The following is a 20,871-nucleotide window of genomic DNA, read 5'->3' as shown; positions in this document are numbered from 1 at the left end:
GGCCCCGTCCTGGAACAAAAGGCTCATGCGTGTACTGATTATTGAAGACGAAGAAAAAACCGCCGACTACCTGCACCGCGGCCTGACGGAGCAAGGCTATACCGTCGACGTCGCCCGTGAAGGTGTCGAAGGTTTGCACCTGGCCCTGGAGAACGATTACGCGGTGATCGTGCTCGACGTTATGCTGCCCGGCCTGGATGGCTTTGGCGTATTGCGTGCACTGCGGGCGCGCAAGCAGACGCCGGTGATCATGCTCACCGCCCGCGAGCGCGTGGAAGACCGCATTCGCGGCCTGCGGGAAGGGGCGGACGATTACCTCGGCAAGCCATTCTCGTTCCTCGAACTGGTGGCGCGCCTGCAAGCCCTGACCCGTCGCAGCGGCGGGCACGAGCCGGTGCAGGTGACCATCGCCGACCTGTGGATCGACCTGATCAGCCGCAAGGCCAGTCGCAACGGCGTTCGCCTGGACCTGACCGCCAAGGAGTTCTCGCTGCTCAGCGTGTTGGCCCGGCGCCAGGGTGAAATCCTGTCCAAGACTTCGATTGCGGAAATGGTCTGGGACATCAATTTCGACAGCGACGCCAACGTGGTGGAAGTGGCGATCAAGCGCCTGCGGGCCAAGCTCGACGGGCCGTTCGAACAGAAGCTGCTGCACACCATCCGCGGCATGGGTTATGTGCTGGAGAACCGCAGTGTCGGCTAACTCCATCGCCCTGCGCCTGAGCGGCATGTTCACGTTGGTGGCGCTGCTGATTTTCCTGTTGATCGGCGGCGCGCTGTATCAGCAGGTGGACAAAGGCCTGGGCCTGTTGCCCGGGGCCGAGCTGGATGCGCGTTACAGCGTGCTGGAGTCTTCGGTGAACCGCTTTGGTACGCCGGATCACTGGGCGAAGATCACCGCCAAGCTCAAGCTGTTGGGTGAGGAAGACAAGCGCATCCGCTTCTGGGTGGTGAGCAGCGATCCGACCTACGAATACGGCAACCCGGACGCGCAGATTCGTGCCTTCGCCGCAGGGCCGACGGGCAAGCGGGACTTGCGCCTGCCGGGTCAGGCGTATCCATTCAAAGTGCTGGTCAGCCAGTTCCCGGCCAAGGACCAGCGTCCGCCGCTGCGTTTCCTGATCGCCGTAGACACCGAGAACTTCCGCGCCACCCAGCATCAACTGCTGGTGGCGCTGATCAGCCTGGCGTTTGTCGGCGTGGTGTTGGCGTCGCTGCTGGGGTTCTGGGTCGCACGTATCGGCCTCAAGCCGCTGATCAAACTGTCGGATGAGGCGCAGAAACTCGCGCCGCCGAAACTCTCCGGGCGCCTGCAATTGTCGCCGTTGCCGCCGGAGCTGAAGCAGTTCGTCAATTCCTTCAACTCGACCCTGGAGCGGGTGGAACAGGCGTATTCGCGCCTGGAGTCGTTCAACGCCGACGTGGCCCATGAACTGCGCTCACCGCTGACCAACCTGATCGGCCAGACCCAGGTGGCGCTGACCCGTGGGCGTTCGGCCGAGCATTATTTCGAGGTGCTGCAATCGAACCTCGAAGAGCTGGAACGGTTGCGTTCGATCATCAACGACATGCTGTTTTTGGCCAGCGCCGACCAGGGCAGCAAGGCCACCAAGTTGATCAGCAGTTCGCTGGCGGATGAAGTGGCGACCACCCTGGACTATCTGGACTTCATCCTCGAGGACGCTCAGGTGCAGGTGCGCGTGAGCGGTGATGCCCAGGTGCAGATCGAGAAGGCGCACTTGCGCCGGGCGTTGATCAATCTGTTGAGCAATGCGGTGCAGCATACGGCGCCTGGCCAGGTGATCGAGGTAAAGATCGAAGTAGTGGAAGACCACGTGGCGATCGGGGTGACCAACCCCGGCGATGAGATTGCCAGCGAGCATCTGCCCCGGTTGTTCGAGCGGTTCTATCGGGTGGACGCGTCCCGCCGCAATAGCGGGGCGAATCACGGCTTGGGGTTGGCGATCGTCAAGGCGATCGCGTTGATGCACGGCGGGGATGTGTTTGTGCGCAGCGAGGGCGGCGGCAACACCTTTGGCATTACGCTGCCGGTGTAGCGGCTGACCCCCTCAGTTACTCAGTCGCACGCCGCCCAAACTGCCACTGAGCTCATAGGCCGCCAGTTCCGCCTGATGCGCGGCCATGATTTCCGGCAGGGAGCTGCGCAGGTATTCCACCCACGTCTTGATCTTCGCATCCAGGTATTGGCGCGACGGGTAAATGGCGTACAGGTTGAGTTCCTGGGAGCGGTAGTTGGGCATCACCCGCACGAGGGTGCCGTTGCGCAGGCCTTCAATCGCCGCATACACCGGCAACAGGCCAACGCCCATGCCGCTGGTGATTGCGGTCTTCATCGCATCTGCGGAGTTCACCAGGAAGGGTGAGCTGTTGATCGCCACGCTCTCCTGGCCCTCGGGCCCGTTGAACGACCACTTATCCAGCTGAATCACCGGGCTGACCAGGCGCAAGCAGGCGTGGTTGAGCAGGTCGCTGGGCCGTTGTGCACAGCCATTGGCCTTGACGTAAGCCGGCGAGGCACAGGCGATGCTGTAAGTTATCCCCAGGCGTTGCGAGACAAACCCCGAATCCGGCAGTTCGCTGGCGAGCACGATGGACACGTCGTAGCCCTCGTCCAGCAGGTCCGGCACGCGGTTGGCCATGGTCAGGTCAAAGGTCACGTCCGGGTGGGTGCGGCGGTAGCGGGCAATCGCATCAATCACGAAGTGCTGGCCAATGCCGGTCATGGTGTGCACTTTCAACTGCCCGGCGGGGCGTGCGTGAGCGTCGCTGGCTTCAGCCTCGGCTTCCTCGACGTACGCCAGGATCTGCTCGCAACGCAGCAAATAGCGCTTGCCGGCCTCGGTCAGAGCGATGCGGCGGGTGGTGCGGTTGAGCAAACGGGTTTGCAGATGGGCCTCAAGGTTGGAGACCGCGCGCGAGACGTTGGCCGTGGTGGTGTCCAGTTGCACGGCGGCGGCGGTGAAGCTGCCGGCTTCGGCCACACAACTGAAGGCGCGCATGTTTTGCAAGGTGTCCATTAAGGTGCTCTCAGGGGAGATGGCAAATTGTGACACGAAGTTGCAGGATCCAGTGATCCCTACCAAAAGATTATCGCCTGAACGGTAACAAAGATTCACAAGAATCCCACCTTATCGCCATCCGGCCCGCCCCTTAGAATTGCGCCACCTTCCCCGCAACACCCTCTCAGGAATTCGCAGCAGTGCCGCGTCGCATCAGCAGAGAGCTGAAGACTCTCAGTGTTTGGGCCTTATCGTTAGCAATCAGCGGCTGCATCGGAACCGGAGGAATTGCCCCTCAAGGCCAGTCACTCGTCGCCAATACATTGGCCACCGACGAAGCGATCAAAACCGCCGTCCAGGACGCCCACTGGCCTACCGCGCAATGGTGGCAAGCCTACGGCGACCCGCAACTCAACCACTGGATCGACCTCGCCGTGCAAGGCAGCCCGAGCATGGCCATGGCCGCTGCTCGTGTGCGTGAAGCCCGGGCCATGGCCGGGATCGCCGAGTCGGCCGAGTCGTTGCAGGTCAATGGTGACGCCACGCTCAAGCGCCATAACTGGCCGAGCGATCAGTTCTACGGCCCGGGCGCGCTGGACAATTCCACCACCTGGGACAACAACGCGTCCCTGGGCTTGAGCTATGCCCTCGACCTCTGGGGCCGCGAAAGCAATGCCACCGAGCGTGCCGTGGACATGGCCCACATGAGCGCCGCCGAAGCGCGCCAGGCTCAGCTCGAATTGCAGAACAACGTGGTGCGCGCCTATATCCAACTGTCGTTGCACTTCGCCCAGCGCGATATCGTGGCCGCCACCCTGGCCCAGCAACAACAGATTCTCGACCTTGCGCAAAAGCGCTTGAATGGCGGGATCGGCACCCACTTCGAAGTCAGCCAGGCCGAGACGCCGCTGCCGGAAACCCATCGGCAGCTGGACGCTCTGGATGAAGCCATCGCCCTGAGCCGCAATCAGCTGGCTGCGTTGGCGGGCAAAGGGCCGGGGGAGGGCGCGCAGTTGCAGCGGCCCACCTTGTCCCTTGGTGCACCGCTGAAGCTACCGTCGACCTTGCCCGCCGAACTGCTCGGCCAGCGCCCGGACGTGGTCGCCAGTCGCTGGCAAGTGGCGGCCCAGGCCCGTGGCATTGACGTGGCGCACGCCGGTTTTTACCCCAACGTCGACCTGGTGGGCAGCCTCGGCTACGTCGCCACCGGCGGCGGGATGCTGAGTTTTCTCACGGGTAAAAAGCTCAACTACACCGCCGGCCCGGCCATCAGCCTGCCGATCTTCGACGGTGGGCGCCTGCGCTCGCAACTGGGTGAGGCCAGCGCCGGCTACGACATCGCCGTGGCGCACTACAACCAGACGCTGGTGAACGCCCTGAAGGGCATCAGCGACCAGTTGATCCGCCGCGAGTCGATGGACAAGCAGCAGGCCTTCGCCGCTGAATCCGTGGCCTCGGCGCAGAAGACCTATGACATCGCGATGATCGCCTACCAGCGCGGCCTCACCGACTACCTCAATGTGCTGAACGCCCAGAGCCTGTTGTTCCGCCAGCAGCAGGTGCAGCAGCAGGTGCAGGCCGCGCGCCTGAGTGCCCACGCCGAACTGGTGACCGCATTGGGCGGTGGCCTCGGCGCCGGCAGCGACGTGCCGCAAGACAGCAAGACGCTTCCGAACAAGACCCCGGCGGCCCTCGCCGTGTTTGATCACTGAGTAGGATGCAATGACTCCCTTGCCTGCACCGCTGCGCTGGTTGCACTCCCTTGAGTGGCGCCGTGGTTTCTTCGACTGGGCACGCAGTGACGGCGTGACCTGGGTCTATATCTTCAAGGTGCTGATCGCGGCATTCCTGACGCTGTGGCTGGCCATGCGCCTGGAACTGCCGCAGCCGCGCACCGCGATGATCACGGTATTTATCGTGATGCAGCCGCAGAGCGGCCAGGTATTCGCCAAGAGTTTCTACCGTTTCCTTGGCACCCTGGCAGGCTCGGCGGTGATGGTTTTTCTGATCGCCTTGTTCGCCCAGAACACGGAACTGTTCCTCGGCTCGCTAGCGATCTGGGTGGGCATCTGTACTGCTGGCGCTACGCGCAATCGCAACTTTCGCGCCTACGGTTTTGTGCTGGCCGGCTACACCGCGGCGATGGTTGGCCTGCCGGCCCTGGCCCATCCCGACGGCGCGTTTATGGCGGCGGTGTGGCGGGTCCTGGAGATCTCGTTGGGGATTGTCTGCTCCACGTTGGTCAGCGCCGCGATCCTGCCGCAAACCGCCAGCGCCGCGATGCGCAACGCCCTGTACCAGCGCTTCGGGGTGTTTGCACTGTTCGTCACCGACGGCCTGCGCGGTCGCAGTGAGCGTGAAGGGTTTGAACGCAGCAACGTGCGCTTTATCGCCGAAGCCGTGGGCCTGGAAGGGCTGCGCAGCATCACGGTGTTCGAAGACCCGCACATGCGCCGGCGCAATGGCCGGCTGACGCGCTTGAACAGCGAGTTCATGAGCATCACTACTCGCTTCAACGCCTTGCACCAATTGCTTGAACGCCTGCGCAGCCAAGAGGCTGATCACGTGGTGGCCGCCATCAAACCCGGCCTGCAAGACCTCGCGGAATTGCTCGACGGTTTCTCCGGCCGCGCCCTCACCAGCCCCGACGCGGCGCGCCTGGCCAATCAGTTGAATACCTATAAGGAAGGCCTGCCCGCCAAGGTGCGCAGCCTGCGCACGAGCTTCCAGGAAAGTCAGCCCAGCGACGCCGAGCAGTTGGATTTTCACACCGCCTACGAACTGCTGTACCGCTTCGTCGACGACTTGCACAACTACGCCCAGACTCACGCGTCCCTGGCGGATCACAGCCACGAACGGGAACACTGGGACGAACCCTACACCCCGAAAACCAACTGGCTGGCCTGCGCTGCCTCGGGGATTCGCGCCTCGTTTATCCTGATTGTCCTCGGCAGCTACTGGGTGGCCACGGCCTGGCCCAGCGGCGCCACCATGACCCTGATTGCCGCTGCAACGGTGGGCTTGTCGGCTGCCACGCCCAACCCCAAGCGCATGGCGTTTCAAATGGCCTGCGGCACCTTGATCGGCGCGCTGGTGGGCTTTGTCGAAATGTTCTTCGTGTTCCCCTGGATCGACGGTTTCCCGCTGCTGTGTGTGATGCTCGCCCCAGTGATCATCTTCGGTTCGTTCCTGGCGTCGCGGCCGCAGTACGCCGGCGTTGGCGTCGGGTTGCTGATCTTCTTCAGCACCGGCTCGGTGCCGGATAACCTCACGATCTATAACCCGTACACCTTCATCAACGACTACATCGCCATGGTCATCGGCATGCTGGTGTGTGCGGCGGCGGGCGCGATTATCCTGCCGCCCAACAGTCGCTGGTTGTGGCGCCGGCTGGAGCAGGACCTGCGCGAGCAAGTGGTGTTCGCCATCAGCGGCAAGCTCAAGGGCCTGGCGTCAGGTTTCGAAAGCCGCACCCGCGACCTGCTGCACCAGGCCTACGGTTTCGCCGCCGGGCAACCCCAGGTGCAACGCAACCTGCTGCGCTGGATGTTCGTGGTGCTGGAAGTCGGCCACGCGATTATCGAATTGCGCAAGGAACAGGCGATCTTGCCGGTGCACCCGGCGTATGCCGAATCCCAGCCGTGGCGCCAGGCGATCCGGGTGATGGGCCGCTCCTTGGTGCGGCTGTTCCTGCAACCCAGCGCCAGCAATCTGGAACGCAGCCTGATCGCCGTGGACCATGCCATCAGCCGGGTGCAGGCCACCGACGAACCCTTCGCCCCGCACTTCGACACCTCGGCCCTGCGCCGGGTGAAAAGCTACCTGCACTTTATCCGCACCTCATTGCTGGACCCGCAATCACCCCTGGCTGCCCTCAAGTCCGAAGGACCCGCCCATGCCTCGTGAAATCGCCTTCCACGGCGTCTACATGCCCACCATGACCCTGATGTTTCTGATCGCGGCGGGCCTGGCCTGGGCCCTCGACCGGTTCCTGGCCGGCTTTGACCTGTACCGTTTTTTCTGGCACCCGGCGCTGCTGCGCCTGAGCCTGTTCGCTTGCTTGTTCGGCGCCCTGGCGCTGACCATCTACCGTTGAGAATGCCCCGATGAAAAAGTTTTTCAGCCTGCTCGCGACGTTGCTGGTACTGGCCCTGGCGATCTGGATGGGCCGTACGTTGTGGGTGCAGTACATGGAAACCCCGTGGACCCGTGATGGGCGCGTGCGCGCCGACATCATCAACGTTGCTGCCGACGTTACCGGCGAGGTGGTCAATGTCCCGGTGCGTGACAACCAACTGGTGAAAAAGGGCGACCTGCTGATGCAGATCGACCCCGAGCACTACCAGATTGCGGTCAAGCAGGCGCAATCGCTGGTAGCTTCACGCAAGGCCACCTGGGAGATGCGCAAGGTCAACGCCCACCGCCGCGCCGACCTTGATGCCCTGGTGATCTCCAAGGAAAACCGCGACGACGCCAGCAACATCGCCGACTCGGCCCTGGCGGATTACCAGCACGCGCTGGCGCAACTCGAAGCGGCCGAACTGAACCTCAAGCGCACCCAGGTTGTGGCGGCGGTGGACGGCTACGTCACCAACCTCAACGTGCACCGCGGCGACTACGCACGCATCGGCGAGGCGAAGATGGCAGTGGTGGATATGAACTCGTTCTGGGTGTACGGCTTCTTCGAAGAAACCAAGCTGCCCCACGTCAAAGTCGGGGACAAGGCCGACATGCAACTGATGAGCGGCGAAACCCTCAAGGGCCACGTGGAAAGCATCTCGCGCGGGATCTACGACCGGGACAACCCGGAGAGCCGCGAGCTGATCGCCGATGTGAACCCGACCTTCAACTGGGTGCGCCTGGCCCAGCGGGTGCCGGTGCGGATTCACATCGATGAAGTGCCGGAGGGTGTGCTGTTGGCGGCGGGGATCACCTGCACCGTGATCGTCAACCAAACACAGAACTGAATGTGGGAGCGGGCTTGCTCGCGAAAGCGGTGGATCAGGCACTCTATTCAGTGGCTGACACTCCGTATTCGCGAGCAAGCCCGCTCCCACATTTTGACCCTGTCATGCCTGTAGAAAAGTCTCATGCAAGTGGCGCCACAGCAGGGCGCCGCTGGCCTGCTTTTCAAACACCACGGTCGATCGCCGATCAGTTTGGGCGCCGCTGCCATCCACCTGCTGTTCGCGGTAACTCACCGTCGCGCCACGGGCATGTCGATCGATCCCGGCAAACTCGCTGAGGCTGATCTTGAACCCGGGCCGTTTGCCGCCGGCCTGGCTGAACAGCTGGTTGAGCAGCGCAAAATCCAGTTGCTTGCCCGCCGGGGTAACCATGGAAAAATCCGGCGAAAAACGGCCGAGCAACATCTCCAGTGTTCCCTCCGGTGCTGTCCCGGCAAACCATTGCTCGATCTCGACATGGGCCTGGATCACTTCATCAAAAAAGTCGCGGTAATCAATCATCGTGTGGGCTCGCTGGCAGGGTGAAGCAGTGTCCGTACCTTGGACGCATCCAGGCACAGTACGGCAAATAATGGAAACAGGGTCAACGCTGCGGCAATCGCGAAGGTCGCGGTGAAGGAGCTCAGCGAGGCCAGCACCCCACTGAGCACTGCGGCACCGAGGCAAAAACTCAATTGCCGATTGATGTTCCACAAGGCGCTGGCATGTCCCATGCGCTCGGCCGGAATGTCGAGAAAGGCCAGGGTTTGCGCGGTACTGCTGCACAGGCTGCCGCCCAGGCCCATCAGGCTATAGGCGAGCACCACGACCATCGGGTGTGGCTCGATCAGCAACAGGATGCCGATGGATTGCAGCAGCATGCCCGCCAACAGCAGAGGCCGAGGCCCGCAGCGATTGAACAGTTTTTTGCTCAAGACAATCGCCAACCCTGAGGCCAGCGCCCACGGCAGCATCAGCGCGCCGATGTGGCTGGCAGTAAACCCGAGGCCAGGCAGATAAAGAATCGCCACCAGGCTGGTGCCGATAAACACGCCCGGAATGAACAGGTAGACCAGCATCGCGACCCGCAGCATCGGGCGCCGAACCTGACGCACTATTTTGCCGAGTTCCAGCGCCGGGCGCGTCGACGCGAGCGTGTCCGCCTCCAGCCAGCACAAGGTCAACGCCAGGGTGATCAGCGCCAGGGGCAGGTTGGCGAAAAAGATCCAGCGCCACGACACACTGTCCACCACCAAGCCACCCAACGCCGGCGACAGCGCCGGTATCAGCAGCGCCACCAGCATGACTTTGGCCGTCAGTTGGCTGCGTTCTGCCGGCGCAAAATGCCGATACGCCAAGGCTTGTCCCACAGGCATCAACAAGCCACCGCCCAGGCCTTGTAGCAGGCGCCAGCCGATCAGCGCTTCAATCGATGCGGCCTGGCCCACCAGCACCGAGGCCACGCCGAACAGCAACAGGCTGAGGGCTATCAACCGCCGTTCGCCCAACAGCGCGGCCAGCCACACGCTCAGGGGAATCACCACGGTCAGGCCGAGCATATAGGCGTTGCCGATCCACGCCAGTTGCGTGACTGAGGCGTGCAACTCCCGGGCGATGTCCGGGTAGGCGAGGGTGGCGACAAACATGTTCACCAGGTCGAGGGCGAAGCCCAGTAGAAAGATCCAGGTGACTTTCGAGCGGTAGGTCATTGCGCTGTTCCTGCAGTGGATGGCGGCAGGGTAGGCGGGTGCGGGCACTTGGGAAACAGCGGTTTGACTGTTAGTTTGTCAAAAATATTTTGACAAAGGAGAGTGAGGCCAATGGTCAGCCTGGATCGATTCGACACCTTCAAGGCCGTGGTGGAGGCCGGTTCGTTGACCGCAGCCGCTGATTTCCTCGGGCAGACGCGGGCGGTGGTGAGCTTCAACCTCAAGCGCCTGGAGGCCGAACTGGGGGTCACCCTGCTGACCCGCAGTACTCGGCAACTGGCACTGACCGATGCGGGTGAGCGCTTTTACCTGCGCTGCACGCGGATGCTGGAGGAGGCGCGCCTGGCGGTCGAGGAAGCCCGTTCGGAACACAGCCAGCTCAAAGGCACGTTGCGCATCACCACCACCGTCGAATACGGATTGGCCGTGGTGGTGCCGGCGCTGGAAACCTTTCGCGGCCTGCACCCGGAATTGAACATCCAGTTATCCACATCCTCCAGCCACGCTGACCTGATCTCGGAACGGTTTGATGTGGCTATTCGATTGGGGCGGATGCTCGACTCCAATCACCGGGCGGTGCAGTTGTCGAGCTACGAGATTTTTGCCGTGGCCGCGCCGGAGTTTGCCGAGGTCGCCACGCTGGATGAGTTGGAACAATTGCCCAAGCTGGGTCACGGGCGGCTGACGGAGTTGGCGGTGGTTGATCCGGCTGGCCTCGAGCACCTGTATCGCCCCGGGCCAGGCAAGGCTTCACTGGTTGCGGACAGCGCCGCCATTCTCCAGGCTTTTGCCGTGCGCGGGCATGGCGTGGCGATCCTGCCCCAGTGGCTGGTGCAGGAAGACCTGGATGCCGGACGTTTGGTACGGCTGCTGCCGGGTCATCGATTTGCGCCACAGGGGGTGTATGCACTGTATCCGGATACCCGGCACCTGCCGCTGAAAGTACGGGCCTTCATCGATTTCATGAAAGGCTGATCAGTCGAGAAACCGTGTGGCGGGGGGCTCTTACAGCTGGCCGCTCAGGCCAAATCGTTTTTTCAAGACAGTCTCCAGCAAACCCTTGGGCAACAGCGCCGCCATCCACGGCAGCGCCCGGCAACCATTGCCTGAACGCACCAAGCGCGGCGGTGTTGTCTGTTGCACGGCCTTCAATACATCCGCAGCAAAATCGCGAGCGGGCGTCGGCCGATCCTGGGAAGCCTTGGCCCGGGCGCGGATGCTTTCGCGCAATGGCCACCAGGGCGATTGCTCATTGATCAGCAGCTCAGCCTGGGTACCGGCGTTTTTCGCAAAGTGGGTATCGATGGCCCCCGGCTGCACTTCCATTACCCGCACGCCGAAGGGCGCCAGTTCCATGCGCAACGCATCACTCAAGGCATGCACCGCCGCTTTCGAGGCGCAGTACGCACCGGCAAACGGGGTGACCAGCACACCCGAGACACTGCCGATATTCACCACCAACCCTTTACGGCGACGCAGGGCAGGGAACAGCGCCTGGGTCACCCCGACCACGGAAAATACGTTGGTCTCGAATTGCTGCTGCATCGCCTGAGTGCCGCCGTCGAGCAACGGGCCCATGGCGCCGTAGCCAGCGTTGTTGATCAGCACGTCCAGCTCGCCGATCTGGCCGGCCAATTGAGCGAGCGCGGCGCTGTCGTTGACGTCCAGTTGCACAGCGTTGAAGCCGGCGGCGCTAAGTGCCGTCACGTCCTCGCTGCGCCGGGCGCTGGCCCACACGTCAAAGCCGGCTTGCTTGAAGGCATCCGCCAGGGCGCGGCCAATACCACTGGAACACCCGGTGATGAGTACGTTGGGCATGGGTCAGTCCTTTGTTGTTAGTCGGAGAAGCTGCCTTGCAAATGCTCGGCGCGAAATTCCAGGGTTTGCGGGCGGTAGCCGGGGCGCAGCGGTGGCACTGGCAGGCAGTCTTCCCAGGTGGCGCCGGCCTGCAGTTCGCCGGGGCCGCGATAACGTGGGGCTGCGTAGACGTTGTCGGCCAGGTTGACGGTGTCGCCTGGTGCATAAGCGGCGACGCGCCAGCGCAGTTCGGTCAGGGGCACGTCGGTGCCGTTGTTCAGCGTGAGTTTAAGTGGTCGGTCTGCCGGGCATTCTTGAGGCGCGTAGACGGTGCGCAATTCCAGGCGTGCCAATTGTTGGGCCTCGCGGTTGTCCAGCCACACTACGCCTGCCGCCACCAAACCCAGGCCGATGGCGGCCGCAAGGGAAACCGGCAACGCCTTGGCCGGATAGCGCAGCAGGAGGATCAACCAGGTGATGATCAGTAGAACGCCGATGAACACGATAAAACCCTCGCTTGCCATGAGCATTCATCGTAGCTGAGCCCGGGGGCCAAGCCTAATCACTTGCGGTAATGCATTGCACGTTTCCCGCCGGAACTTGCGGGCTCCCTTACACCACGGATTGATGCATCACTGGAGTGATATCTCTTTTACCAGGGTAACAATGGATTGGCCCCTTCATCACAGGGTCTATTTAATGATTGTTCAACCTCATACTCAGTATCAGCCTGATCTTCCCCCTTCCTCAGACCCAACCCGCCATCAACCTTCAGAAAGACAAGCGCCTCAACTCGGGGGCCAGGCGCCATTTTCTGGTCTCGCCGTCACCGGCACCCCAGTTCTACCAGTTGTTCGGGCCATTCTTCCGGCCGCTGTCGCCGAGTATGTTTTTGGTAGACCCGCTTCTGCCCAACAAGGGTTTCTCACTCAGCACGATGCACTCAACATTAAAATCAACCGATTGATCAGGCAGCAGCCCACCTACGAACAATTTGTGCAGGAGTATCAGGAGTACGTTGCCAGGACGCCTGGCGCTGTGGGGCAAATCGGTGAGCTGTATGCCAACGCCGTCACTCGATTCTGGACGTCTCCCCGACCCACCGAAAAAGACCCGAGCCCGCCTCAAGATCAACTGATCAACCTGCACCGGGAAATGCTCGCCACCCAGGCGGCGCTGCGGGTGGAGGACGGCACCCTGAGCCCGGCGAGCAAAGCCTTGATCGACAAGGCGTTCCGTTATCCGACCCTGGCCGACCGGGAAAACGCTTTCCCCAACGGTGCGCGGCCCGGTGTGTACGCGATCACGGTTGATGACAATACGCCGAACGGCGCGCGCTTGGCTGGGGCCTTCATGATTACCACCACCGATGGCTCCCGGCAAACGCAACCGCACTGGCCCAACGGCAACAAAAACATACCTGCCAACCAGGACAATGGACCTGTGGTGCTCTACACCCCAGGTGAGGGCTTTGAGGAGTTCGAGACCCCTGCACAATTGCAGGCGGCACTGATGCAACGAATTGACAAAGGGGGCGTTCCCGCAGAACTGCTGTCGCAGAGCTTGCCCTTGTCGGCGGAAAACCTGCGCAAACCTTTACGCGGGGACGACCTGACGCTGAGTTTCGCCCCGACTTCAGGGGACGTGATTGCTGAAGCGATTCCTCAGCTTCTGGAGCGACAAAAAGCCGAACTGAATGCCCTGACTCACTCAGACACCAGCGACATGAACGGCCAACAAATCTCCGAGGCCATGAACAACGCTGCCAATTGGTCTTCTCAACTGGACGGCAGCAACGCAATGCTCGCCCGGGGAGAAAGGCTTGAAGACAAACAACAGCCGCAGTGGTTGAAAAACCTGTCGCACATGAACGAGGGGCAGTACAAGCACCTGGAAGCACGCGAGCAGCAATCCCTCCAGACGCTGGCGTCGTTGCTGGAGGACATTCCTTCACTGCCGGACTTTGCCAGTCAGCAATTAAAGGCTGCACTCAGGAAAAAATACCCCACGGCGAACCTCGACCCGGACAGGATCGTGGTGACCACCACCAGGCAATCCAGAGTTCATACCGGTCGGCCAGCGACCTACGTGCCGCGCACTGTCAGCAGGCAGCACAGTTCATTGACTGACCTGGCCCTGAAAAATCCTACCGCATGGCCCGCGGCAGAAAGCCACCAGCATAGTGAAGTGAAGTTCGCCGCGAAGCTGACCGATGTTTCAGGCAAACCAGTACTCGGGGCAGATGGAAAACCCGTGGTGTTGGGAACCGAGGAACTCAAGGCTCTGGTGAATGAGCTGGATGTGGGCGGCAAGTACATCACCCTGCTCAAGGAGAGAATGGCGCCTGATGCCCAGACGGGAGCACCGGGGAAACTCCGCTCGGCGTGGAAAGCCAACCTGTCGGATGTGATGCAGAAGCAGGCGTTTCTGGGGCAGTTGAACCCGCAGGCTTATCCAAAAGGCTCTTCGGGACCTGAATGGGTCCGGGCCGTACTGGATTTTCCGGACGCTGCCACGCGGCCTCAAGTGGATGGAAAGACCGTTGTCGCCAATACCGTCAGCCACTTCGGTCAGGAGCTTCAGGGTGTGATCGCCATCGGCAACGGCCAGGACGGGCCGCTTGTGCTGTATAGCCCTGATGCGCCTGACGGGATCTCCTTTCGGGAAGTCGCCAATCAGGCGGCCCTCAGTGCGCTTTTCAACGAGCCGGAATGGCGAACCTACGCAAGGCGCAAAACCTCGCCGCTCGACCCGAACAGTTTGGGTGCAATCGTCCAAGGGGGCGTTGTTGACAACGTGGGGCGGCTGGCACGGGGGAATGAGTTGGGTAGCAACGCCTACCTCAAGCCTATCCAGGGCAACTTCCAGGACGCACTGTACAAACAACTGACGGAAATATTGATCGATAAGGCGGACGTCGGATCTGTCAGCTCAGATGAAGTGGCCAAAGAATCGACGTACAACAAGGCCATGTTCGGCATCGCGGTCGCCGCGGTGTTCATGGACCTGCTACCCATTGTAGGAAAAGGCGTATCGACCGCGACCAGGCTGACCAAGGCGGGGCTGCGTGTCATCCGGGCACCGGGACAATCCATCGTCCACGTGCTCAACAAACCCAATCGCCTTGCCATGATCTATGCCCGGTATGGCGACGGCAGCGGCATGGCCGCGGGTAGCAAGGCCAGCCCGATTCTGCGCCCGGTGCTGAACCCGGCGCCGCCGAGTAGAGTTGTCGTGCCGTTGACGACTACACCGGCGGCACACCAGGTACCGGCAGCGGGCACCCCGGTCCGCGCATTGCCGGATATCAGCGCCCATTCCGTGCCAGACAGCCTGCTCAGTGGCCGTACGATGAGGGGCGACGGCACCTATCAGGTCGGCGAGCAGTTCTATGTGCGCTACACCGATGGTACCGGCGTCAGCAAACCCTATGAAATCAGCCCGGTGTATAAGGTCGAGGGGGGACCTGTACGGGTCATTGACCCGCAAACCAAAAAAACCGTGGCATTCCTGCAGCCGGCGGGCGAAGGCGAATGGCGATTGAATCGTTTGCCGGGTGGGATCAAGTCGGGAACCCTGGGTTCCAAGAAGGCTAGCCAGCCCCAGGCACAAAAGGGGCTTGGTCGGCCAGGCAGCTCTGCCCCACTCCCTACAACGAACAAGCCATTGGTTAATCATCCGGATTGGCAGTCGGCAGTGGATTCGGGCACGCACAACGGGCAACCCGTTTATATCCACTACACCAGCAAGGAGGGCGCAGAAGCGATCGCTCGGGGGCACAGCATTAATGATCTAACGCGCGGTGAAACGCGCGCAGGTTCAAAGGGCGGCGTGTACGTTAACCCCCCCGGTCAGCAATTTAATGGCGAAAACGTCGAAAACCTGTTGTTTCTTGGTAACGAACGTTATGTGGGCAGGGGCGATTATATGGTGATATTCAGCACCGACCAGGTTCCGCAGGACCTAGGTTCCATCACGGCGGGCAGCCCGTTCGTTGAGTTGAAGATGAACAAAGAAATCAAGCTGACTGAGTCGAACTTGCTGTACTTGGGGCCGAATCAGTTTCCCGACTATTTCGGTTGAGCGCGTTTGAACGCGTTGGGGCAGTGATCTAAAAAAGCCCCCGACCCACCGGCTGCGGATAGGGGACGCAGTTGGTGGGATGGGGGCTTCTTGTGCTGCTCGTTGTTACTGCGCGATGGTTTTCACCGACACGCCACGCTCGATCGGCGTAGACCGACCGTAGATATCTTCAAAGCGCTCGATATCGTCCTCACCCAGGTAGCTGCCGGACTGCACCTCAATGATCTCCAATGGGATCTTGCCCGGGTTGCGCAAGCGGTGCACCGAGGCAATCGGGATGTAGGTGGACTGGTTCTCGGTGAGCAGGAACACGTTCTCGTCACAGGTGACTTCGGCGGTGCCGCTGACCACAATCCAGTGTTCGGCGCGGTGGTGGTGCATCTGCAATGACAGGCACGCGCCCGGCTTGACCGAGATGTGCTTGACCTGGAAGCGGCCGCCCATGTCTACCGAGTCATACGAACCCCACGGACGGTACACCTCGCAGTGGTTCTGGGTTTCGCTGCGGCCCTGCTCATTGAGGGTGTTGACCATCTGCTTGACGCCCTGGACCTTGTCCTTGTGGGCAATCATCATCGCGTCCTTGGTTTCCACCACCACGATGTTTTCCAGGCCGATCACCGACACCAGCTTGCCGTTGCCGTGGATCATGCAGTTCTTGCTGTCCTGGATTACCACGTCGCCTTTGCTGACGTTGCCGTTGGCGTCTTTTTCATTCACGTCCCACAGCGATGCCCAGCAACCCACGTCGCTCCAGCCGGCGGTCAAGGGCACCACGCAGGCCAGCTGGGTTTTTTCCATCACGGCGTAGTCAATGGAATTGTCCGGGCAGCAGGCAAAGGTGGATTCGTCGATGTCGATGGTGTCGGCGGTGTGGTTGCTGCGCTCCAGGGTCAGCACGCAGGTGTCGTAGATGTCCGGGTCGTGCTTTTTCAGCTCTTCGAGGAAGCGGCTGGCGCGGAACAGGAACATGCCGCTGTTCCAGAAATAACCACCGCTTTTGACGAATTCGGTGGCGCGCTTTTCATCGGGTTTTTCCACGAACTGTTGCACGCGGCTGACGCCTTCGGGCAGCAGCGAATCGTTGGTCGACTTGATGTAGCCGTAGCCGGTTTCCGGACGGGTGGCCGGTACGCCGAACAGCACCATCTCGCCGCGCTCGGCCGCCACGGTGGCCAGGGCCAGGGCGCGTTGCAGGGCTTTCTGGTCGTCCAGCACGTGATCGGCCGGCAGCACCAGCATCAGCTCGTCACGGCCTTCGTTGACCAGCATCATCGCGGTCAGGGCCACGGCCGGCGCGGTGTTGCGGCCGAACGGTTCCATCAGGATGCGCTGGGTGTCCAGTTTGCGGGCGGCCAGTTGCTCGTTGACGATAAAGCGGTGGTCTTTGTTGCAGACCACGATGGGCGCGTCCATGCCTTCGAACACCAGGCGCTCCAGGGTTTGCTGGAACAAGGTGTGCTCGCCGGTCAGGGCCAGGAACTGCTTGGGAAACTGTTTACGCGAAAGCGGCCAAAGACGTGAGCCGCTACCGCCGGAAAGGATGACTGGGATCATGGTGTTTCTCCTTGAATCAAATTGGGTTAGAGCCTGTGGGAGCCGGGCTGGCCCGCGATGGCATCACCTCGGTGTACCTGATACACCGAGTTGTCCGCATCGCAGGCAAGCCAGCTCCCACAGGGGGCAGCGTCAATCTGAAAATCTAATCAGCGGGTCGACACAGGGCGCTTGACCCACACTGGCGACAGGTTGGCGCCAGTGCCGGTGACGTACAGCACGGCGGCCTCACCGCGTTCCAGGGCGACCGGCTTCACGTCGCCGACTTTCTTGTCGCCTTCATACAGGGCCAGGCTGACCTTCACCGGGTTGATCTCGCGCTCGCCACGGCCCTTGGCGGCCACGGCCTGGACCACGTCGGTCTTGCCGTCGGCGGTTTTCAGGGTCAGCGACTTGTCACTGAGGTTCTGCACGCGCACCAGGGATTTCTGCTTGTTCTTGAACGGCGGTTCTTCGATCAGTTGCGGCTGGCCGCTGCCGCTGCTGACCAGGGTGTAGTAGTGGTCGGCGGCGAGCTTGACTGGCAGGGTCTGGCTGCCGACCTTGGCGCTGTAGTCACCGCCCGGCATGAAGCTGAAGTCACTGCTGGCCAGCGGGGCAACCTCGTTGAGGTTGGTGCTGCCGACGGTGGCGCTGACTTCCTGGTTGCTGGCGTTGTACACCCGCACAAAGCTCGAGCCTTTTGGCGCGACGGGGCCGTAGAGGGCGGCGTCGCCACCGGCGAAGGCGGACATCGAAACAACGCTCATGCCTGCAACGAGGGCCAAGGTTTTTGCGAGACGACGCGGAGTAGTAGTGAAAGTCATGTGAGTTACCTCTCTTTCAGTTTTGCGCCCGGTTGGGCGTCTCGGAGTTCATGTTGTTAATGGCGGGGGTGTTGATAGCCATGTTTTGTTGGCGCGTACCGGCTTGTTTGAGCTGCGCAACCCACTGCGGGTCGGCATCGCCGATTTCGTTGTTCACGGGCAGATAACGTTCGGGAAATTCCCAGATCAGCACCTGTGGCGGGCTGTTCTTGAAGTCGTCGCTTTTCAGGTAGCTGAGCATCGGCAGGATCGGGCCGTGGCCGTCTTCGGAGTAATTGATGACGTCGCTGCCCAGGGCTTGCTTCAGCGCGCCGACAAAGTTCCAGTTCGGGTTGGCGCTGTAGCTGGTGCCCACCAGGGCCACCGGGGTGTCGCTGTCGGCGAACAGGGCGTCGTCGCCTTTGGTTTCAGCCAGGTGCGTCACGCGTTTTTGCAGCGGCTCCTTGGGCGGCATCAGGTTTTCGAACAGCGGGTCCAGGGGCAGGAACAGGCGCAGGTCGCCCTTGTGTGGCTCGGTCTTCTCGGCTTCGGTGACAAAGCGTTGAGGCTCGCCGCTCAGGGGCGTTTTGTTGGCAATCGTCTTGGCCAATTCCTTGGCCGCCACTTCAGCGCCGTCCGGGGTCCAGTGGGTGTCGGTGCGCAGGAACACTTGCTGGCCGTGCAGCTTGGCCTGTTGCAGCGGGCCCATCAGGTCGGGGGCGATGATCTTGTCGGCGGCCATGCGGGCATGGAAGTCCTGGTACAGACCGGCGTGGATGCTGGCAGGCTGCACTTCACCCAGGTGCTCCGGGTACAGGCGCACCTTGGCCGGCACGATCGCCATTACCAGTTGGATGCCCTGGGCCTTGAGCTTCTGGCGCACGCCTTCCACCAGGGCGTAGTTGCCTTGCAGGTTCTGGTCTTCGTTGACGATCGGATTGAATTCCTCGTCGCTGTACAACCAGTGATCGCGGCCGATCACCACCCCAGGGCGGCCTTCATTGAACAGCTTGTAGTCCAGCGCTGCCCAGAGGTTGGTGCCCAGGCGCTTGATCGGGAACTGGTCGTCGTAATGGGTCTCGACGGCCTTGGTCCAGCGACCGTTGAGCACGGTGGCGTCGGCGTTGGTGCTGAAGCCCAGGAAACTGCGCATCGACAAGGCGCCCAACGCCAGCAGTACGGCGAGGAACAAGGCGATGTAGAGGACGCGTAATGAACGGGTCATGGTCGGCTCCCTCAGAACTGGAAGTAAAGGAACGGCGAGAAGCTCTGCGCCGAAAGTTTGAGAATCGACGCCACGAACAGCAGCAGCACGGCGGCGCGCATGGCGTAGCGTGGCCAGGTGGCGCTCCAGTAGGCCGGTTGTACGGTGGCCTCGGTGCCCACGGTGTAGCCGGGCTCATGGATACTGCCCGGGTTGTCGCCCGGTACGGCCTTGATCAAGCCCGGTTGGGCAGTCGCGGGGCCGTCGGCCTGGGTGTTCACCGCAGGCTTGGTTTTTTCCGGTGGGCGGTTGTTGTAGAAGTCCCGCAGGCCGAAGAACGCCAGGGTTGCGTACGCCACCACCAGGGTTGCCACTTGCAGGCCGGTGAGGCTGGCGCGGTTGAGTTCCGAGAGTGACCACTCGCCGAAGCTGAACATCGCACCGTACATACGGCCGGCGACGTGCAGGTTTTCCGAGCGGAAGATCACCCAGCCCATCACCACCAGCAGGAAGGTGAAGGCCCAGCGCACGATGTTGAAGCTACGCGGTGCGGTGTTGAGGCCGATGGCTTTTTCAATCGCCAGCCACATGCCGTGCCAGGCACCCCACACGATGTAGGTGATGTTCGCACCGTGCCACAGGCCACCGAGCAGCATGGTCAGGAACAGGTTGCGGTAGGTGGTCAGCGTGCCTTTACGGTTGCCGCCCAGGGTGATGTAGAGGTAGTCGCGCAGCCAGGTGGACAGGCTGATGTGCCAGCGCCGCCAGAACTCGGTGATCGACTGGCTGATGTACGGCTGCTTGAAGTTTTCCATGAAGCGGAAGCCCATCATCAAGCCCAGGCCGATGGCCATGTCGCTGTAGCCGGAGAAGTCGAAATACAGCTGCGCGGTGTACGCCAGCGCGCCGAGCCAGGCGTCACCCGTCGTAGGGTTTTGCAGGGCGAAGCAATGGTCGGCGACCACCGCCAGGGTGTCGGCGATGAACACCTTCTTGATGAAACCCTGCATGAACCGCGTGCAGCCCTCGGAGAATTTATCGAGGGTGTGGGTGCGGTTGTTGAACTGGTCGGCCAGGTCGCGAAAGCGCAACACGGGGCCGGCAATCAGGTGCGGGAAGATCGCCACGAACGCCGCAAAGTCGATCAGGTTGCGGGTGGCCGGGGTGTCGCCGCGGTACACGTCAATGATGTAGCTGATGGACTCGAAGATGTAGAACGAGATCCCGATCGGCAACAGCACGTGGGTCAGGATGAAGGGTTCCAGGCCCGCCGACTTCATCATCAGGTTGATGCTGTCGACGCCGAAGTTGGCGTACTTGAAGTAGCCGAGGATGCACAGGTCGACCGCCACGCCCAACAGCAGCCAGCGCTGGGCCGGCTTGGTGCGCACGCCTGCCGCACCGACCTTGAGGCCGATCCAGTAGTTCCACAGGGTCACGGCGGCGAACAGCGCCAGGAAGTCCACTCGCCACCAGGCGTAGAACACATAACTGGCAACCAGCAGCAGCAGATTGCGATAGCGTTGCCCGCTCAAATAGTACAAGCCGAGGAAGATCGGCAAGAACAGAAACAGGAACACATTGGACGAGAAAACCATCCCGATCTCTCCATGTTTAACCAACAGTCAAGGGCCAACGGCCCCCCCAAACCCCCCACCGAAATGAGAGGGCTATGTGATCGTTCCCACGCTCTGCGTGGGAATGCCTCACTGGACGCTCTGCGTCCGCTTTTGGGACGCGGAGCGTCCCTGGCTGCATTCCCACGCGGAG

Annotated in this window: 17 protein-coding genes; 8 read left to right on the top strand and 9 right to left on the bottom strand. The window is 61.8% G+C overall.

Features of this window, described 5'->3' with window-relative positions; all coding sequences use genetic code 11:
• Positions 1-25: 25 nt before the first annotated feature.
• Both LIY45_RS11955 and LIY45_RS11950 read left to right on the top strand, forming a co-directional pair.
• Entirely contained in the window at positions 26-703 is a 678-nt protein-coding gene (locus LIY45_RS11955) for a heavy metal response regulator transcription factor (protein WP_003216255.1), read from the top strand.
• A complete protein-coding gene (locus LIY45_RS11950; RefSeq protein WP_226476463.1) occupies positions 693-2,057 on the top strand; it encodes a heavy metal sensor histidine kinase in 1,365 nt (454 codons plus the stop codon). The genes LIY45_RS11955 and LIY45_RS11950 overlap by 11 nt, the downstream gene beginning before the upstream one ends.
• Before the next feature lie 12 nt (positions 2,058-2,069).
• Here the strand turns inward: LIY45_RS11950 and LIY45_RS11945 are convergent, their stop codons facing one another.
• Positions 2,070-3,038, bottom strand: coding sequence for a LysR family transcriptional regulator (locus LIY45_RS11945; protein ID WP_003216257.1), 969 nt, complete (start codon positions 3,036-3,038; stop codon positions 2,070-2,072).
• 182 nt (positions 3,039-3,220) lie between these two features.
• Between LIY45_RS11945 and LIY45_RS11940 the strand changes: the two genes are divergently transcribed.
• From LIY45_RS11940 to LIY45_RS11925, 4 genes are read left to right on the top strand one after another with little or no spacing between them, the layout of a single operon-like run.
• Complete coding sequence (locus tag LIY45_RS11940; RefSeq protein ID WP_226476462.1) at positions 3,221-4,732, top strand: efflux transporter outer membrane subunit; 1,512 nt, start codon at positions 3,221-3,223, stop codon at positions 4,730-4,732.
• Positions 4,733-4,742: 10 nt separating this feature from the next.
• Positions 4,743-6,926 carry an FUSC family protein gene (locus tag LIY45_RS11935; protein ID WP_226476461.1) on the top strand — a complete coding sequence of 728 codons (2,184 nt, stop codon included), beginning with the start codon at positions 4,743-4,745 and terminating at the stop codon, positions 6,924-6,926.
• Positions 6,916-7,116, top strand: coding sequence for a DUF1656 domain-containing protein (locus LIY45_RS11930; RefSeq protein ID WP_226476460.1), 201 nt, complete (start codon positions 6,916-6,918; stop codon positions 7,114-7,116). The genes LIY45_RS11935 and LIY45_RS11930 overlap by 11 nt, the downstream gene beginning before the upstream one ends.
• Before the next feature lie 10 nt (positions 7,117-7,126).
• On the top strand, positions 7,127-7,987 hold the full coding sequence (locus LIY45_RS11925; RefSeq protein ID WP_063027244.1) for an HlyD family secretion protein: 861 nt from the start codon (positions 7,127-7,129) through the stop codon (positions 7,985-7,987).
• A 102-nt stretch (positions 7,988-8,089) separates the two neighbouring features.
• Here LIY45_RS11925 and LIY45_RS11920 read toward each other — a convergent pair whose 3' ends face one another.
• The gene (locus tag LIY45_RS11920) at positions 8,090-8,488 is read right to left on the bottom strand and encodes a DUF4440 domain-containing protein (protein WP_226476459.1); all 399 of its coding nucleotides are present in this window, start codon (positions 8,486-8,488) and stop codon (positions 8,090-8,092) included.
• Positions 8,485-9,675: an MFS transporter gene (locus LIY45_RS11915; protein ID WP_226476458.1), complete on the bottom strand. Its 1,191-nt coding sequence runs from the start codon at positions 9,673-9,675 to the stop codon at positions 8,485-8,487. The genes LIY45_RS11920 and LIY45_RS11915 overlap by 4 nt, the downstream gene beginning before the upstream one ends.
• A 111-nt stretch (positions 9,676-9,786) precedes the next feature.
• Between LIY45_RS11915 and LIY45_RS11910 the strand changes: the two genes are divergently transcribed.
• On the top strand, positions 9,787-10,650 hold the full coding sequence (locus LIY45_RS11910; RefSeq protein ID WP_226476457.1) for a LysR family transcriptional regulator: 864 nt from the start codon (positions 9,787-9,789) through the stop codon (positions 10,648-10,650).
• Positions 10,651-10,680: 30 nt separating this feature from the next.
• Here LIY45_RS11910 and LIY45_RS11905 read toward each other — a convergent pair whose 3' ends face one another.
• Both LIY45_RS11905 and LIY45_RS11900 read right to left on the bottom strand, forming a co-directional pair.
• Complete coding sequence (locus LIY45_RS11905; protein WP_226476456.1) at positions 10,681-11,493, bottom strand: SDR family oxidoreductase; 813 nt, start codon at positions 11,491-11,493, stop codon at positions 10,681-10,683.
• A 17-nt stretch (positions 11,494-11,510) separates the two neighbouring features.
• Entirely contained in the window at positions 11,511-11,975 is a 465-nt protein-coding gene (locus LIY45_RS11900; RefSeq protein WP_226476541.1) for a multidrug transporter, read from the bottom strand.
• A 196-nt stretch (positions 11,976-12,171) separates the two neighbouring features.
• Between LIY45_RS11900 and LIY45_RS11895 the strand changes: the two genes are divergently transcribed.
• Positions 12,172-15,555 (top strand): DUF6543 domain-containing protein, encoded by a 3,384-nt coding sequence (locus tag LIY45_RS11895; RefSeq protein ID WP_226476455.1) that lies wholly within the window; start codon positions 12,172-12,174, stop codon positions 15,553-15,555.
• Between the two features lie 105 nt (positions 15,556-15,660).
• Here the strand turns inward: LIY45_RS11895 and LIY45_RS11890 are convergent, their stop codons facing one another.
• From LIY45_RS11890 to LIY45_RS11875, 4 genes are all read right to left on the bottom strand, one after another.
• Positions 15,661-17,112 (bottom strand): mannose-1-phosphate guanylyltransferase/mannose-6-phosphate isomerase, encoded by a 1,452-nt coding sequence (locus tag LIY45_RS11890; protein ID WP_017477660.1) that lies wholly within the window; start codon positions 17,110-17,112, stop codon positions 15,661-15,663.
• Between the two features lie 149 nt (positions 17,113-17,261).
• On the bottom strand, positions 17,262-17,918 hold the full coding sequence (locus LIY45_RS11885) for an alginate O-acetyltransferase AlgF (protein ID WP_226476454.1): 657 nt from the start codon (positions 17,916-17,918) through the stop codon (positions 17,262-17,264).
• Between the two features lie 16 nt (positions 17,919-17,934).
• Complete coding sequence (locus LIY45_RS11880; RefSeq protein ID WP_226476453.1) at positions 17,935-19,122, bottom strand: alginate O-acetyltransferase; 1,188 nt, start codon at positions 19,120-19,122, stop codon at positions 17,935-17,937.
• 11 nt (positions 19,123-19,133) lie between these two features.
• Complete coding sequence (locus LIY45_RS11875; RefSeq protein WP_226476452.1) at positions 19,134-20,699, bottom strand: MBOAT family protein; 1,566 nt, start codon at positions 20,697-20,699, stop codon at positions 19,134-19,136.
• Positions 20,700-20,871 lie beyond the last annotated feature (172 nt).

Source organism: Pseudomonas sp. MWU16-30323 (genome assembly GCF_020515595.1).
Lineage (GTDB): Bacteria > Pseudomonadota > Gammaproteobacteria > Pseudomonadales > Pseudomonadaceae > Aquipseudomonas > Aquipseudomonas yamanorum.
This window is presented reverse-complemented; position numbering and strand designations above follow the sequence as displayed.